The organism is Bradyrhizobium sp. CCGUVB4N (genome assembly GCF_024199945.1).
In the GTDB taxonomy this organism is placed as follows: Bacteria; Pseudomonadota; Alphaproteobacteria; order Rhizobiales; family Xanthobacteraceae; genus Bradyrhizobium.
This window is the reverse complement of record NZ_JANADP010000001.1, coordinates 7,514,007-7,527,547: the sequence shown is the minus strand read 5'-3', so window position 1 is coordinate 7,527,547 and position 13,541 is coordinate 7,514,007. Positions and strand designations below refer to the sequence as shown.

General features: G+C 65.3%; 15 protein-coding genes. 6 read left to right on the top strand and 9 right to left on the bottom strand.

All coding sequences use genetic code 11. From position 1 onward, the window contains the following. Positions 1-140: 140 nt before the first annotated feature. Positions 141-1,826 (top strand): methyl-accepting chemotaxis protein, encoded by a 1,686-nt coding sequence (locus NLM31_RS34990; RefSeq protein WP_254133815.1) that lies wholly within the window; start codon positions 141-143, stop codon positions 1,824-1,826. Positions 1,827-1,988: 162 nt separating this feature from the next. Here the strand turns inward: NLM31_RS34990 and NLM31_RS34985 are convergent, their stop codons facing one another. Together NLM31_RS34985 and NLM31_RS34980 are read right to left on the bottom strand one after the other, a co-directional pair. Further along, positions 1,989-2,966, bottom strand: a complete 978-nt coding sequence (locus NLM31_RS34985; RefSeq protein WP_254195202.1) for a tripartite tricarboxylate transporter substrate binding protein — start codon at positions 2,964-2,966, stop codon at positions 1,989-1,991. 98 nt (positions 2,967-3,064) lie between these two features. Further along, positions 3,065-4,000, bottom strand: coding sequence for a DMT family transporter (locus NLM31_RS34980; protein WP_254195201.1), 936 nt, complete (start codon positions 3,998-4,000; stop codon positions 3,065-3,067). A 105-nt stretch (positions 4,001-4,105) separates the two neighbouring features. Here NLM31_RS34980 and NLM31_RS34975 point away from each other — a divergent pair, with 105 nt between their 5' ends. After that, complete coding sequence (locus NLM31_RS34975; protein ID WP_254195200.1) at positions 4,106-4,495, top strand: DUF1330 domain-containing protein; 390 nt, start codon at positions 4,106-4,108, stop codon at positions 4,493-4,495. Between the two features lie 216 nt (positions 4,496-4,711). On the opposite strand, the gene NLM31_RS34970 is transcribed toward NLM31_RS34975, so the two are convergent. After that, positions 4,712-5,644 (bottom strand): DMT family transporter, encoded by a 933-nt coding sequence (locus NLM31_RS34970; protein WP_254195199.1) that lies wholly within the window; start codon positions 5,642-5,644, stop codon positions 4,712-4,714. A gap of 372 nt (positions 5,645-6,016) precedes the next feature. Here NLM31_RS34970 and NLM31_RS34965 point away from each other — a divergent pair, with 372 nt between their 5' ends. Both NLM31_RS34965 and NLM31_RS34960 read left to right on the top strand, forming a co-directional pair. Next, positions 6,017-7,309: an adenylosuccinate synthase gene (locus NLM31_RS34965; RefSeq protein WP_254133810.1), complete on the top strand. Its 1,293-nt coding sequence runs from the start codon at positions 6,017-6,019 to the stop codon at positions 7,307-7,309. Between the two features lie 37 nt (positions 7,310-7,346). Further along, positions 7,347-8,942, top strand: coding sequence for a hypothetical protein (locus tag NLM31_RS34960; RefSeq protein ID WP_254133809.1), 1,596 nt, complete (start codon positions 7,347-7,349; stop codon positions 8,940-8,942). Between the two features lie 211 nt (positions 8,943-9,153). On the opposite strand, the gene NLM31_RS34955 is transcribed toward NLM31_RS34960, so the two are convergent. Both NLM31_RS34955 and NLM31_RS34950 read right to left on the bottom strand, forming a co-directional pair. Beyond that, positions 9,154-9,504: a hypothetical protein gene (locus NLM31_RS34955; RefSeq protein WP_254133808.1), complete on the bottom strand. Its 351-nt coding sequence runs from the start codon at positions 9,502-9,504 to the stop codon at positions 9,154-9,156. Between the two features lie 179 nt (positions 9,505-9,683). Then, on the bottom strand, positions 9,684-9,929 hold the full coding sequence (locus NLM31_RS34950) for a hypothetical protein (protein ID WP_254133807.1): 246 nt from the start codon (positions 9,927-9,929) through the stop codon (positions 9,684-9,686). 145 nt (positions 9,930-10,074) lie between these two features. Here NLM31_RS34950 and NLM31_RS34945 point away from each other — a divergent pair, with 145 nt between their 5' ends. Both NLM31_RS34945 and NLM31_RS34940 read left to right on the top strand, forming a co-directional pair. Further along, positions 10,075-10,500, top strand: a complete 426-nt coding sequence (locus tag NLM31_RS34945) for a DUF5413 family protein (protein WP_254133806.1) — start codon at positions 10,075-10,077, stop codon at positions 10,498-10,500. 62 nt (positions 10,501-10,562) lie between these two features. After that, on the top strand, positions 10,563-11,120 hold the full coding sequence (locus NLM31_RS34940) for a DUF4112 domain-containing protein (protein WP_254135519.1): 558 nt from the start codon (positions 10,563-10,565) through the stop codon (positions 11,118-11,120). A 269-nt stretch (positions 11,121-11,389) separates the two neighbouring features. Here NLM31_RS34940 and NLM31_RS34935 read toward each other — a convergent pair whose 3' ends face one another. From NLM31_RS34935 to msrA, 4 genes are all read right to left on the bottom strand, one after another. Continuing rightward, entirely contained in the window at positions 11,390-11,683 is a 294-nt protein-coding gene (locus NLM31_RS34935; protein WP_027532521.1) for a hypothetical protein, read from the bottom strand. A gap of 212 nt (positions 11,684-11,895) precedes the next feature. Next, positions 11,896-12,060, bottom strand: a complete 165-nt coding sequence (locus NLM31_RS34930) for a DUF3309 family protein (RefSeq protein WP_187436663.1) — start codon at positions 12,058-12,060, stop codon at positions 11,896-11,898. A 107-nt stretch (positions 12,061-12,167) separates the two neighbouring features. Then, a complete protein-coding gene (msrB, locus tag NLM31_RS34925; protein ID WP_254133805.1) occupies positions 12,168-12,587 on the bottom strand; it encodes a peptide-methionine (R)-S-oxide reductase MsrB in 420 nt (139 codons plus the stop codon). A gap of 45 nt (positions 12,588-12,632) precedes the next feature. Next, entirely contained in the window at positions 12,633-13,334 is a 702-nt protein-coding gene (gene msrA / locus NLM31_RS34920; RefSeq protein WP_254195198.1) for a peptide-methionine (S)-S-oxide reductase MsrA, read from the bottom strand. Between the last annotated feature and the right edge of the window lie 207 nt (positions 13,335-13,541).

Below are 13,541 nucleotides of genomic sequence, written 5' to 3'. Positions count from 1 at the left end.
TATTTGCCGAAATCCCCGGCATCGTACGGGCTTCTACGGAGGCACGTAAGTAACTTGCTAAGGGGTCTCACACTAAAAGTTGATTCAATTTCGATCGATTCACTCGCGCGCCCGCATCCCTTTTTTCCGGAGCCCACCCCGTGAAGTTGAGCAATCTGAAAATCGCGCCCAAGCTTGGCATTCTCGTCGGCGTCACCTTGTTCGGCCTGTGCATCTCCGGAGTCCTGGCCGGTTACCTGATGAAGCGCGCCATGGTCGACGCGCGTATCGACCAGACCAAGGCGATCGTCGATCTCGGTCGCAACTATGCGGCCGCGCTGAAGAAGCGCGTCGATGCCGGCGAGCTGACGAAGGATGCGGCCATGGCCGAGCTTCGCCGCTACGGCAATTCGATGACCTATGACAACGGCTCGGGCTATCTGTTCGGCACGTCCTATGACGGCATCACCCAGCTCGCACCCGATCCGAAGCAGATCGGCACCAACCGCATGGACGTCGTGACCAACGGCCGCAAGCTGTCGGTCGAATTGATGGACGGCGTCAAGGCCAACGGCTCGATCCTGCTGTACTATGAATATGTGAAGCCCGGTCAGGAAACGCCGATCCGCAAGATCGGTTACGCCGTCGCCGTTCCCGGCTTCGACATGTATCTCGGCACCGGCGCCTATCTCGAGGACATCGACCAGAAGATGGGCCCGGTCTACTGGCTGCTCGGCCTTGCCATGCTCGGCATCGTCATCGTCGCCGGCAGCGTTGCCTGGCTGCTCGGCCGCAGCATCAGCCGTCCGCTGGCGCTGCTCGGCACGCGCATGAAGGATCTTGCCGACGGCAAGCTCGAGGGCGACATCCCCGGCGTCGGTCGTGGCGACGAGGTCGGCGCGATGGCTGCGACCGTCCAGATCTTCAAGGACAACGCCGTTCGCATCCGCGACCTCGAGCAGACCGATGCGGCGGCCAAGGACCGTGCCGCGGCGGAGCGTCGCAGCGCGATGGAGAATATCGCCAACGACTTCGAACGCAGCGTCAACGGCATCGTCCGTTCGGTCTCCTCGGCCGCAGCCGGCATGCAGTCGACGGCGCAGTCGATGACCGCAACCGCCAGCGACGCCTCGTCGCGCGCGGCGACGGTCGGTGCGGCCTCGTCGAAGGCGTCCGGCAATGTCGGCACGGTTGCGGCGGCCGCCGAAGAGCTGTCGAGCTCGGTTGCGGAAATCTCGCGCCAGGTGACGCGCTCGACCGAAGTGGCGAGCCGCGCCGTCAGCGACGCCGAGCGTACCAACGCCACGGTGCAGGAGCTCTCGACCGGCGCCGAGAAGATCGGCGAGGTGGTCAAGCTCATTCATTCGATCGCAGCGCAGACCAATCTGCTCGCGCTCAACGCCACCATCGAGGCGGCACGTGCCGGTGAATCCGGCCGCGGCTTCGCCGTCGTCGCCTCCGAGGTCAAGGCGCTGGCCAACCAGACCGCCAAGGCCACCGAGGAAATCTCCGCGCAAGTGGCGGCGATGCAGACCTCGACCAGCGATGCGGTCGCGGCGATCGGCGGCATCACCCAGACCATCGCCGAGATGAGCGAGATCACCGCCGGCATTTCGGCCTCGATCGAGCAGCAGGGCGAGGCCACCCGCGAGATCGCCCGCAACATCCAGTCGGTCGCGGCCGGCTCGAACGAGATCAACGCCAATATCGGCAGCGTCACTTCGGCCGCGGAAGCGACCGGCAGCGCGGCCAGCGACGTGCTGACCAACGCCCGCGAGCTCGACAGTCAGTCCGGCGCGCTGCGCAGCGCGGTGGACGGTTTCCTCGCGAAGGTGCGGGCGGCGTAAATTCTTGCGCTGAGTTCTTGGCGCCGAAGTTCTTGGCGCTGAATTCGTAGGGTGGGCAAAGACGCGAAAGCGTCGTGCCCACCTTTTCGTTTTGAGTGCGTGATGAAGTTTCCGCGGGCACGCTTCGCTTCGCCCACCCTACGTGATCGTCGTACGAGAGCCCTACTGCTTCTCGATCCCGGCGTCCCGGATCAGCCGCTCCCACAGCACTAGCTGCTCGTTCACGAACGTGCCGAGCTGTTCCGGCGTGCCGGAGAACGCGTCCATGCCGAGCGTGGCGAGCTGGGCCTTGATCTCCGGCTTCTCGACGATCTTGCGGATCTCGGCGTTGAGCCGCGTCACGATCTCCTTCGGCATGCCGGCCGGGCCGAAATAACCCTGCCATGACGAGATGTCGAAATCAGGCACGCCGGCCTCCTGCATCGAGGGAAGACTGGGGATCAGCGGCGTGCGGTCCTTGGTGGTGACGGCGAGCGCGCGCAGCGCGTTGCCCTGGACATGCGGCAGGCCGGTCAGGATGTCGACGAACATCATCGAGACGCGGCCGCCCATGACGTCGTTGAGCGCAGGCGGCGAGCTCTTGTAGGGCACGTGCAAGAGGTCGAGCCCCGCATTGTGCGCGAAGGTCGCGCCCGACACGATCGCCGAGGAGGAGCCCGAGGCGTAGCTCAGCTTGCCCGGATTGGCCTTGCCGTAGGCGACGAGCTCGGCGACGGTCTTGGCCGGCACGTCGGGGTGGATCACCAGCATGAAGGGCAGATCGCCGGTGCGCGCGATCGGGGTGAAATCCTTCACCGGATCGTAGGTCAGGCTCTTGAGCAGATAGGGATTGGCCGAATGGGTCGTGTTGGTGGTCACCAGCAGCGTGTAGCCGTCGGGCGCCGCGCGCGCGACATAGGTCGCCGCGATCATGCCGTTGGCGCCCGCCTTGTTCTCGATCACGATGCCGACACCGAGCGCCTGCGACAGATGCTGCGAGATCAGCCGCGTCGTGGTGTCGGTGCCGCTGCCGGCCGCAAACGGCAGCACCAGCGTGATGTTGCGGCTCGGCCAATTATCGGCCTGCGCGGCGGATGCGGCAGCAAGACACAGCACGGCGGCGCCGACAGTGCGCAAGACGCGCATGAGCGATGACAGCATGTTCGGACGTTCCCTCTTTTTTCGTTGGCGGGGAACCTAGCCGGTCCACATCAAAACCGGAAGACGGCAAGGACGCGCACCGCGTCCGCAACGCGGAATTACTTCACCGCCGAGCCCTGGCGCGAGGCGATCACGACGCCGGCGAGCACCAGCGCGTAGCCGATCAGGTGGAACGGCTGGAGCTTTTCGCCGAGCAGCAGGATCGCCATCGCCGAGCCGAACACCGGCACCAGATGAAAGAACGGCGCGGCACGGTTCGGCCCGATCAGCGCGACGCCGCGGTTGAAGAACAGATAGGCGAGCGTCGAGGGGAAGATCAGGATGTAGCCGAGCGTTAGCAGCGTCACCGTGTCGAATTGCATGACATTGCCGCTCCACGTCTCCCAGATCGCCGTCGGCAGCAGCATGAAGGCGCCACAGCAGGTGGTGAAGGACAGGAACGACAGCTGATGAACTTTCGGCCGGCGCGGGATGAAGGCGGAGTAGATGCCGAACGCCACCAGCGAGGAGGCGAACATGATGTCGCCCCTGTTGAACGAGATGCTGGCCAGCGCCGCGAGATCGCCACGCAGGATGATGACCAGCACGCCGACCAGCGAGATCGCGACGCCGGCGAGTTGACCGCCGGTCAGCCGCACGCCGAACAGCACCAGCGACCACAGCGCCACGAACAGGGGACCTGCCGACTGGATCAGCAGCGCGTTCAGCGCTTCGGTATATTGCAGGGCCCAGTAGGAGATCGCGTTGTTGAAGGCGAAGCCGACCAGCGACAGGAACAGCATCAGCGGCAGGCTTTTGCGCAAGGCCGGCCAGTCGCGCTTCAGATGCGGCCATGAAAACGGCAGCAGGATCAGGAACACGCCGAACCAGCGGATCGTGGTCACCGTCAGCGGCGGCACATGCGCGCCGACATGACGCGCGAGCACGATGTTGCCGGCCCAGAACAGCGAGCTCAGGCTGAGCAGCAGATAAGGCTGGTTGTTGAGCCAGCTGACCGGGTGAGAGGCAGGTGGCGCGGGCGATGCGATCGTCATTGGCGTCACATACGACCTTGCGCCGGATCGCCGTCGTGAGACAAGTCACGCCGCCGCAATGCTACAATGCAGGCGAGCCCTGAGGAGGTGCCATTGGCGGTCAATATGTTGAACATTGTGGGCCTGGAGCAGCTCGACCGGCATGCGCCGGTGGTGATGCTGAACCTGATGCGTTTCCACGCGCGCTCGCGCGATGGTGACGGCTCCGGCTGGGATGCGTATCTGCGCTACAGCGCGATCACCGTGCCCATGATCAGGGCGCGCGGCGGCACGCTGCTGTGGACCGGCGAGGCCAGGACGATCGCGCTCGGTCCGCACGCCGGCAACAACTGGGATTTCGTCGCGCTGGTGTTCTATCCGTCGGTCACCGCGTTCCTCGACATGATGACCTCGGAAGCCTACGAGCGCGATGCCGATCCACATCGCGTCAACGGCTGCGCCGAGCACGTCATCATTGCGACGAGCGAGGCGTACAGCAAGTTCAAGATGAAGTAGGCGCCGACTTGCTTACCCTCCCCTGGAGGGGGAGGCGCGAGCGGGGTGGGGTGATCTCTCCACTCGGGCACTGTTCGACGTGGAGAGACCGTCACCCCACCCCGGGTCACATTGCGCTGCGCTCAATGTGACCCGACCCACGAGCGAGCTACGCTCGTCTCGGACCCCTCCAGGGGAGGGTGAAGCGGCAGCGGTGCGCTGAGATGGTGCACGCAACTACGTCGTCTGCTTCCTTGACGCGACGAACACGCCCGACAGCACCAGGGCAAAACCGATGAAGTGGAAGGCCTGCGGGTGCTCGCCCAGGAAGGCCATCGCCATGATCGAGCCGAACACCGGCACGACGTGGAAGAACGGTGCGGCGCGGTTGGCGCCGATCAGGCGGACGCCGCGATTGAAACAGAGATAGGCAAGCGTCGAGGGAAACACCGAGACGTAGAACAGCGTCAGCAGGTTCGGACCGTCGAGCTTCATGACGGGGCGCGCCGACAATTCCCAGATCTCCAGCGGGATGAGGCAGGCCGCACCGGCACCGAAGGTGAAGGCGAGGAACGACAGGCCGTGGATCGGAGGCCGCTTCAGCGTCAGCACCGAATAGAGCGCGAAGATGATCAGCGCGACGATGAAGATCAGGTCGCCCTTGTTGAAGGCGATGTTCGACAGCGTGGTGATATCGCCATGCAGCAGGATGATCAGCACGCCGCACATCGAAAGAGCCACGCCGAAGGCCTGCGCGAGGGTGAGGCGGATGCCGAGGATGACCAGCGACCACAGCGCCACGACCAGCGGTGCGGCCGACTGCAGCAGCAGGGTGTTGAGCGCCTGGGTGTGCTCCAGCGCCCAATATTGCAGGGTGTTGAAGGCGCCGATGCCGGTGATCGACAGCACGATCATCAGGCCGAGTTTGTCGCGGATCGCAGGCCAGTCCTGGGCGAGATGCTTCCAGGCGAACGGCAGCACCAGCAGGAAGGCGAAGGTCCAGCGCAGGAAGGACAGCGTCACCGGCGGGATATGGCCGGCGGCGAGCCGCCCCACGACCGCATTGCCGGCCCAGCACAGCGCGGTGATGCTGAGCAGGAGATAAGGCTGGTTGGCGATCCAGTTGTGGCCGGATGTGTCGGCGCTCGTGGTCTGGCCGGTGGCGGTCATTGTGATTGTTATGGCCCCGCGGTGGAATGCACCAAGGCCGCCGGCCCGGCTCTGTCCGGGCCGGCTCGTAGCCCGGCCTCGTTCAAAGACACGGAAATCGCGGCTGCATCAACGGGGGCGGGCGCATCGCGACCATGCAGCGGCCGACGCTGTGCCTAGCGCTTTGGTCGAGGTCGGCCCATGGTCTGGGAACATGTCCGGATTTTCCGGGGATATCAAAGGCTTGGATCGGGCGTTGGGTCCTCAAAAAGCCCCGTTCTTGCTTGCTTAGAGAGGCTGCTTCCTTTATCCGGTTGGCTGCCCCGCATACGAACGGCTCCAGGCCGGGAATTGGGCTGGGCGCATCTAAATTCTTCGAAGGATTACCCGCGAATGGCCAATGTTGTCGTCGTCGGCGCCCAGTGGGGCGACGAAGGAAAGGGCAAGATCGTCGACTGGTTGTCGGAGCAGGCGGACATCGTCGCGCGCTTCCAGGGCGGGCATAATGCCGGCCATACGCTGGTCATCAACGGCGAGACCTACAAGCTCGCGCTGTTGCCTTCGGGCGTGCTGCGCCCGTCGAAACTGGCGGTGATCGGCAACGGCGTCGTGTTCGATCCGCAGGCCTTCCTCGACGAGGTGACCAAGCTGCGCGGCCAGGGCGTCGCGGTCGGCCCCGAGAATCTGCGCGTCGCGGAGAGCGTGACCCTGATCCTGCCGCTGCACCGCGAGCTCGATGCGCTGCGCGAATCGTCCAATTCCGCGACCGCGATCGGCACCACCCGCCGCGGCATCGGTCCGGCCTACGAAGACAAGGTCGGCCGCCGCGCGATCCGGCTGATGGACCTCGCCGACCTCGACACGCTGCCGCACAAGATCGACCGGCTGCTGGCGCACCACAACGCGCTGCGTCGCGGCCTCAATTTGCCGGAGTTCGACGGCAACGAGATCCTGAAGGAGCTGAGCGCGCTGGCGCCGCAGCTGCTGCCCTATGCGGAGACCGTGTGGCGCCTGCTCGATGCCGAGCGGCGTGCCGGCAAGCGCATCCTGTTCGAGGGCGCGCAAGGCGCGCTGCTCGACGTCGACCATGGCACCTATCCCTACGTCACCTCGTCCAACACGGTGGCGGCGCAGGCCGCGACCGGAACGGGCATCGGTCCGAGCGGGGTCGGCTACGTGCTCGGCATCTGCAAGGCCTACACGACCCGCGTCGGTCAGGGGCCGTTCCCGACCGAGCTGCTGAACGAGATCGGCGAGGAGATCGGCCGTCGCGGCCGCGAGTTCGGGGTCAATACCGGGCGCAAGCGCCGCTGTGGCTGGTTCGACGCGGTGTTGGTCCGCCAGACGGTCCGCACCTGTGGCATCAACGGCCTGGCGCTGACCAAGCTCGACATTCTCGACGGCTTCGATTCGATCGAGGTCTGCGTCGGCTACAAGCTCGACGGCAAGGAGATCGATTATTTCCCGGCCGGCGAGGGGGCGCAGGCCCGGGTCGAGCCGATCTGGGAGACCATCGAGGGCTGGAAGGAGCCGACCGCCGGCGCGCGGTCCTGGGCCGACCTGCCGGCCCAGGCCATCAAATATGTCCGCCGGATCGAGGAATTGGTCGGGTGCCCGGTGGCCCTGCTTTCCACCAGCCCCGAACGCGAAGATACTATCCTGGTGCAAAATCCGTTTGAGGCTTAACGATCTCTTACCGGGACGCGGGTATAGTTGAGTAGAAATGGCTGATTACTATCCGCTGATCGCCCGCGCTATTGCCGCCCTGGACCCCAACGCTCCCGGCGAAAGCCGGCGCGCGCTCTATGAACGGGCGCGCACGGCCCTGATCGCGCAGCTGCGCAGCGTGCAGCCGCCGCTCTCCGAATCCGAGATCACCCGCGAGCGGCTGTCGCTGGAAGAGGCCGTCCGCAAGGTCGAATCGGAAGCCGCCCAGCGGGCCCGCGAGGCCTCGCGCCCCGGTGGCGGCCCCCGCAGCGGGGGCGGCAGCGGCGACGCCTTCCGCCGGGCCAGCGCGCGTGCGGCCGACAACACTCCGCCAGCATCTCCTCAGCCGGCCGGACCGCCACGGGCCCGTCCCGCCGCACCGCCGCCGCGCAACGATCGCCCGCCGCTTGGCGGCGATGACCAGAACGACGCGCCGCGTCCGCCCCGTGCCCCGCGTTTCGATGCGCCGCCGCGCCAGCCCGGCCCGCCGGAGCCGCCGGCCGGACGCTCGCCTCCGCGTCGCCCGCAGGACAGCGGACCGCCGCCGCCATTGCCGCCGGCACCGGGCGTGCGCGGCTTCCGCGACATCACGGCCGACGTCAATGATCTCGGCGGTGCCGCCGCGCAGGCCAATCGCGCCGCGCGCCGCACCTACGCCAACGTGCCGTCGCCCTCGCCGGAATTCGACCGGCTCGAACCGAGCCTGGAAAACCGCGCCGCCGAACCCGACGCGCCCTATTCCTATGACGAGTCGATCGAGGAGGCCGAGCGCTACGCGCCGCAGCCGCCGTCGCCGCGTCCGCGCATTGCGCCCGACCGCGGCGCCAAGAAGCCCAAGCGCAGCGGCTCGGTCTTCCCGTTCAAGAGCGCGATCGCCATCGGCATCGTGCTGATCCTGGTCGGCGCCGGCATCCTCTGGGGCAAGCAGCTGGTGCAGACCGCGACCAATCTGTTCAAGCCTTCGCCCACCCAGGTGGTGGAAGCGCCGAAGGATGCCTCGCAGCCGCAGAGCAAGCCGAAGATTCCGGATCGCGTCGGCCAGCCCTCGGCCAGCGACCAGCCGGCCGCGCCGGTGGCGCAGAAGGTCGTGCTCTATGACGAGGATCCGTCCGACCCGAAGGGCAAGCAATATGTCGGTTCGGTGGTATGGCGGCTCGAGCCGATCAAGGCGTCGGGCAACCAGAAGGCCGACATCGCCGTGCGTGCCGACATCGAGATCCCCGACCGCAAGTTCAAGATGACTATGTCCTTCCGCCGCAATACCGACTCGTCGCTGCCGGCGAGCCACACGGCCGAGCTGACCTTCATCCTGCCGCCGGACTTTCCGGGCGGCAGCGTTTCCAACGTGCCGGGCATTCTGATGAAGTCGAACGAGCAGGCGCGCGGCACGCCGCTCGCGGGCCTTGCCGTCAAGGTCACCGACGGCTTCTTCCTGGTCGGCCTCTCCAATGTCGACGCCGACCGCGCCCGCAACGTCCAGCTCCTGAAGGAGCGCTCGTGGTTCGACGTGCCGCTGGTCTATGCCAACCAGCGCCGCGCCATCATCGCCATCGAGAAGGGCGCCCCCGGCGAGCGCGCCTTCAACGACGCCTTCGCGCAGTGGGGCGACTAGGCCTGTGCACCTCTCCCCAGCGGGGAGAGGTCGGATTGCTTTGGCGCGCAATTGCGCGCCTGAGCAATCCGGGTGAGGGGCCGCAACGTTCCGTGAGACCGTAACCCCTTACCCGGATCGCATCTGCGATGCGCTCCGACCTCTCCCTACGGGAGAGGTGAACCGACCCCTCCAACTGGCAGCGCGGTCAATCGAAGATTTGCCAAGCCGCTTATTGTGCGGCCGCTTCCCGCTTGCGCGATGCTGCTGCGGCGGCGGCTTCGCGATCCATCACGGCGCGGCAGCCGGGGCTGACCTGCGCCTTCTTCTGCACCATGCAGGCCCTGATGCGCGGGATGTCTGGGATTTCACTGGAGCACAGCCGCATCGCATCGCCCGAGCACATCTGCTGCGCTTCGGACGAGAAGGCGAGGGCGGGTGATGTCTGGAGGGTGAAGACCGTGACGGCGAAGGCGAATAGCGAAGCGATGGTTTGGTAGCGTGTCATGAAGAATGCGTCCCCGAGTTCCGCGGTTTGAACCACTTGGTTTTGGGGCGCCGCACGCGGCTTGATCTGCCGCATGTCTCAGCCTTCACGCCGGGAGCTCAATCCCGCATGTGGTCGCTCGATCTCTTGATGTTCGAATCGAAAAGTGCTGCGCCGCCCGATTCGAGTATGCGCGATTGTTACGAAGCTGCAATGGGCGACGCGAAGGAATTCGCAAATGTTGCGAGACCGTCACGCAAAATGCTGATGCGATCTCACATGCCGTGACTCTCGAACACCTTGCTGCACGACTTCGACAGCTTGGCGCGGTTGGCCTGCAGGCAGCCCTGTACCGCACCGTCATTGCCGAGGTCCTTGCGGCACAGCCGCGAGGCGTCGCGCGAGCAGGCCTTCTGCTCTTGCGGCGTGCCCATATGGCCTTGTGCAAAGGCGGGCGCGTTCGACAGGCCGCCGGCGGCCGCAAGCGTGATCGTCGCCAGCAAGAACAGTTTACGAGACATTGGCGGCTCCAGATCTGACAGGTGAATTTCAAGTCCTGTCTGAACCCGCGGCCTTGCCACTTGTTCCCCCCAAACCGCCCGCAGTCCTGCTATCCAAGGTTCCCGCCGCGCTGCTATAAATGCGTCTGCGTATGAGGAGTTCTTGATGAAACGCTATCTGGTGTTCGCGCTCGTCGGTCCGTTCGTGGGCGGCTTCCTGCTGCTGCTGACGACGACCTACCAGTCCGGCTACTGGACCCAGACCAGTCTCGGCGAGGTCGGCAAGCTGTTCGTCGTGTTCTTCAAGACGCTGCAATACAGCTATCTGTTCGGCTTCCTGCCGTCGCTGATGATCGGCGCGGTCGATGACATCCTGATCCATGTCAGGCGGATCGGCCCGGTGCTGCGGATGCTGCTGGTCGGCCTGTTCGCCTTTATCCTCGCCGCGATCACCTATGGTTCGCGCGGGTCGGATTCCGGCACGGTGCAGTTCATCCTGTACGGTCTGGTCGGTTTCGTGCCGGCGGTGCTGTCATCCTGGTTCGTGCATCACTATATCGAGGAGCCGCAACCGGCGGCGGCGGCGAGCTGAGCGCGCGACCTTCGGTCGCGGTGCAGCAACCTCTGCGGCGCTCGTGCGTTCCTCCAATGGCCATGACCATGCCCGACGATGACATTCTCACGCCACGCAGGTCCCGCTCGGGGACGCAGTCGCGCGCCGGTTTTTCGGACCGTGAGGCGCACGGGCCGATCATCGATCAGGACGGCCGTGAGATCCGCCCCGAAAGCCTGGAGCAGGGGTTTCAGGAGTTTCGCTTCGAATTCGGCAAAGAAGGTCAGTTCGCCGGCAACCCGTTCGGCAATCTGACGCGCGAGCAGCGCATCGCGCGGCTCGAGGCGCTCGCAAAGCTGCTCGACGTCGCCTTCATCCTGCCGGGCACCAAGATCCGCTACGGCATCGACGGGCTGATCGGCCTGATCCCCGTTGTCGGCGACATCATCACCACCGCGATCTCGCTGTGGCTGGTGCGCGAGGCCCGCGCCCTGGGGGCGCCCTGGTACATCACCGCGCGGATGCTCGGCAATGTCGCGGTCGACGGCGTGGTCGGCATCGTGCCGTTCGTGGGCGACGCCTTCGACGTCATGTTCCGCGCCAACATGCGCAACGTGCGCCTGTTGCGCCGCTGGCTCGACAAGCAGCCGCGGATTTAGCAGCGAGTGCGGTGCTTCTTCGCCTCGCCCCGCTTGCGGGGAGAGGCCGACGCGCTCCGGGCGATGCGGAGCATCGTCCCGCGCGCGGCGGGTGAGGGGGACTCTCCGCGAGTCCAATTCTCACTGCCTATGCGGAAAGAGCCCCTCACCCCAACCCTCTCCCCGTAAGAACGGGGCGAGGGAGAAGACGGAGCGCGCTCCAAACGCCGAAAGCGCGACAGCCTTTCGGCCATCGCGCTTTCCGCGCACATCGGAGGTTTTCAGAAAATTTACGCCGCGTCGGCGTCGGTCTCGGCGACCGGTTCCGGCTTGCGGTGGCGCGGCAGCGGGAAGGCCTCGCTCTCATAGAGCGAGCGGATGCCGTTCTGGTCGAAACGGGCTTCCTCGACCTGGAGATACGCGCCATTCAGCGAATCCGTCGGCAACTGCTCCATCGCGAACTGCACGGCTTCGGCCGCGGTGCCGAACCGGCGATAGGTAAAGCCCGCGCGCTTCTTCTTGCGGATGGCGGCGGGGAAGAGCTCGGCGGAGGTGTTGAAGTTGAACGGACGCAGTGGACGCATGGTCAAAGACCTCGTGATCTTGTCTGGGGCTTTAAGCGCGTGGGGTTTGGGAGGGCGGAGGCCGCAATCAAGCGGGCCCGCCGCACATCATTTTCGTCCACTAATATAGGCCGTTTTGACAGAAATGCGACCCCTGCGATGGGAGATGATGAATCCATGCATGGCAGGTCCGCAGCCGCAGAAAGTTAAATAATTTCAGTGGCTTGTATGGTTTACAATTTGCCAAGAAGCAGCAGGACGAGCAGCACCACCAGAACGACACCGCCGATCCCCATGCCGGAATGGCCCATGCCGTAGCCGTAACCGCCGATCCGGCCGGACCAGCCGCCCAAGAGATAGATGATCACCAGGATGATCAGGATGGTCCCGAGTGACATGGCGTCCTCCCTGGCGGCCGCCGGATGACGCTCAACGGCTGCACCGCCAGACAAGAAAAGCACAACGCGCCGCCGGGTTCCATCAGGGAACCCGGCGGCGCGCTATCTTATTTCGGCTCGAGCTTCAGCGCTGCCGAATTGATGCAATAGCGCAGGCCGGTCGGCCCCGGTCCGTCCGGGAAGACATGGCCGAGATGGCCGCTGCATTTGGAGCAGAGCACCTCGGTGCGGATCATGCCGTGCGTCGTATCGCGCTCTTCGTCGATATGGCTCTCGACCGCGGGCGCGGTGAAGCTCGGCCAGCCGCAGCCGGAGTCGAACTTGGCGTCGGACTCGAACAGCACATTGCCGCAGCCGGCGCAGACATAGGTGCCGGCACGGTGGTCGTGCTCATATTCGCCGGAGAAGGGACGCTCGGTCGCCTTCTCGCGCAGCACCGCGTACTGCATCGGCGACAATTCGTTTCGCCACTGCTCTTCGCTCTTGATGACCTTGTCGTCGGTGGATTTCGTCTTGGTGTCGGGCATGGGTCTCCCGTTTGTCTGATGATCTTGTTGTCGATGATCTCGCGATCAGTTGGTGGCCTTGCTGGCGCTCACCAGCGTCGGCTTCTCAATGTAGTTATCCGCGAACAGTTTTTTCAGGTTCTCGACCTTCGGGATGTCGTTATAGGCGATGTAGGGCTGGTTCGGGTGCAGCGTCAGATAGTCCTGGTGATAGCCCTCGGCCGGATAGAACGCCTCCAGCGCGCCGACCTTGGTCACGATCGGCTTGCTGAATACCTTGGCGCTGTCGAGCTGGGCGATATAGGCCTCCGCGACCTTCTTCTGCTCGTCGGAGGTGGTGAAGATCGCCGAGCGATATTGCGTGCCGCTGTCCGGTCCCTGGCGGTTGAGCTGGGTCGGATCGTGCGCCACCGAGAAGTAGATCTGGAGGATCTTGCCGTAGGAGATCTTCTTCGGGTCGAACTTGATCTCAACCGACTCGGCGTGGCCGGTCCGGCCGCTCGAGACGGTCTGGTAGTCGGCGGTCGCCTTGGTGCCGCCGGCATAGCCGGAGACGGCGTTGACGACGCCGGCCGTGTGCTGGAACACGCCCTGCACGCCCCAGAAGCAACCGCCGGCGATCACCGCGGTCTGGATGCCGCTCGCGGGGGCCGCGTCCATTGCGGGGGCGGGGATCACAACGGCGTCTTCGGCGGCCCGGGTCGGTGCGGCAAAGGCCAGCGTCAAGGCGGTGGTGGCGGCGAGCAGGGACAGGACGGAGCGGCGCATGGCGGATCCTCTTTCGGAAGGCCTGACAGTTTAGGGCGGTTGAGGGCGGGCGAACAGCCTGCCCGGCGTTTTCAGACACCGGAGATACGGACGGACCGGGCGATTGTTACGGGGAGAGAGACACGAGTCCGTGAAAAAAAGCCGTAGCCCCCGGGCCGGCTTGGCGGGCTGGGGAACTCCGGCTAGATGAACCGGCGCGATCGCTGA

Bases quoted from the DNA above. Each gene is read 5' to 3' on its own strand.
- NLM31_RS34940 (WP_254135519.1), top strand. From the start codon at position 10,563: ATGACCATGCCCGACGATGACATTCTCACGCCACGCAGGTCCCGCTCG.
- NLM31_RS34970 (WP_254195199.1), bottom strand. From the start codon at position 5,644: ATGACCGCCACCGGCCAGACCACGAGCGCCGACACATCCGGCCACAAC.
- msrB (WP_254133805.1), bottom strand. From the start codon at position 12,587: ATGCCCGACACCAAGACGAAATCCACCGACGACAAGGTCATCAAGAGC.
- NLM31_RS34945 (WP_254133806.1), top strand. From the start codon at position 10,075: ATGAAACGCTATCTGGTGTTCGCGCTCGTCGGTCCGTTCGTGGGCGGC.
- NLM31_RS34960 (WP_254133809.1), top strand. From the start codon at position 7,347: ATGGCTGATTACTATCCGCTGATCGCCCGCGCTATTGCCGCCCTGGAC.
- NLM31_RS34930 (WP_187436663.1), bottom strand. From the start codon at position 12,060: ATGTCACTCGGGACCATCCTGATCATCCTGGTGATCATCTATCTCTTG.
- NLM31_RS34955 (WP_254133808.1), bottom strand. From the start codon at position 9,504: ATGCGGCAGATCAAGCCGCGTGCGGCGCCCCAAAACCAAGTGGTTCAA.
- msrA (WP_254195198.1), bottom strand. From the start codon at position 13,334: ATGCGCCGCTCCGTCCTGTCCCTGCTCGCCGCCACCACCGCCTTGACG.
- NLM31_RS34935 (WP_027532521.1), bottom strand. From the start codon at position 11,683: ATGCGTCCACTGCGTCCGTTCAACTTCAACACCTCCGCCGAGCTCTTC.
- NLM31_RS34980 (WP_254195201.1), bottom strand. From the start codon at position 4,000: ATGACGATCGCATCGCCCGCGCCACCTGCCTCTCACCCGGTCAGCTGG.
- NLM31_RS34965 (WP_254133810.1), top strand. From the start codon at position 6,017: ATGGCCAATGTTGTCGTCGTCGGCGCCCAGTGGGGCGACGAAGGAAAG.
- NLM31_RS34950 (WP_254133807.1), bottom strand. From the start codon at position 9,929: ATGTCTCGTAAACTGTTCTTGCTGGCGACGATCACGCTTGCGGCCGCC.
- NLM31_RS34975 (WP_254195200.1), top strand. From the start codon at position 4,106: ATGTTGAACATTGTGGGCCTGGAGCAGCTCGACCGGCATGCGCCGGTG.
- NLM31_RS34985 (WP_254195202.1), bottom strand. From the start codon at position 2,966: ATGCTGTCATCGCTCATGCGCGTCTTGCGCACTGTCGGCGCCGCCGTG.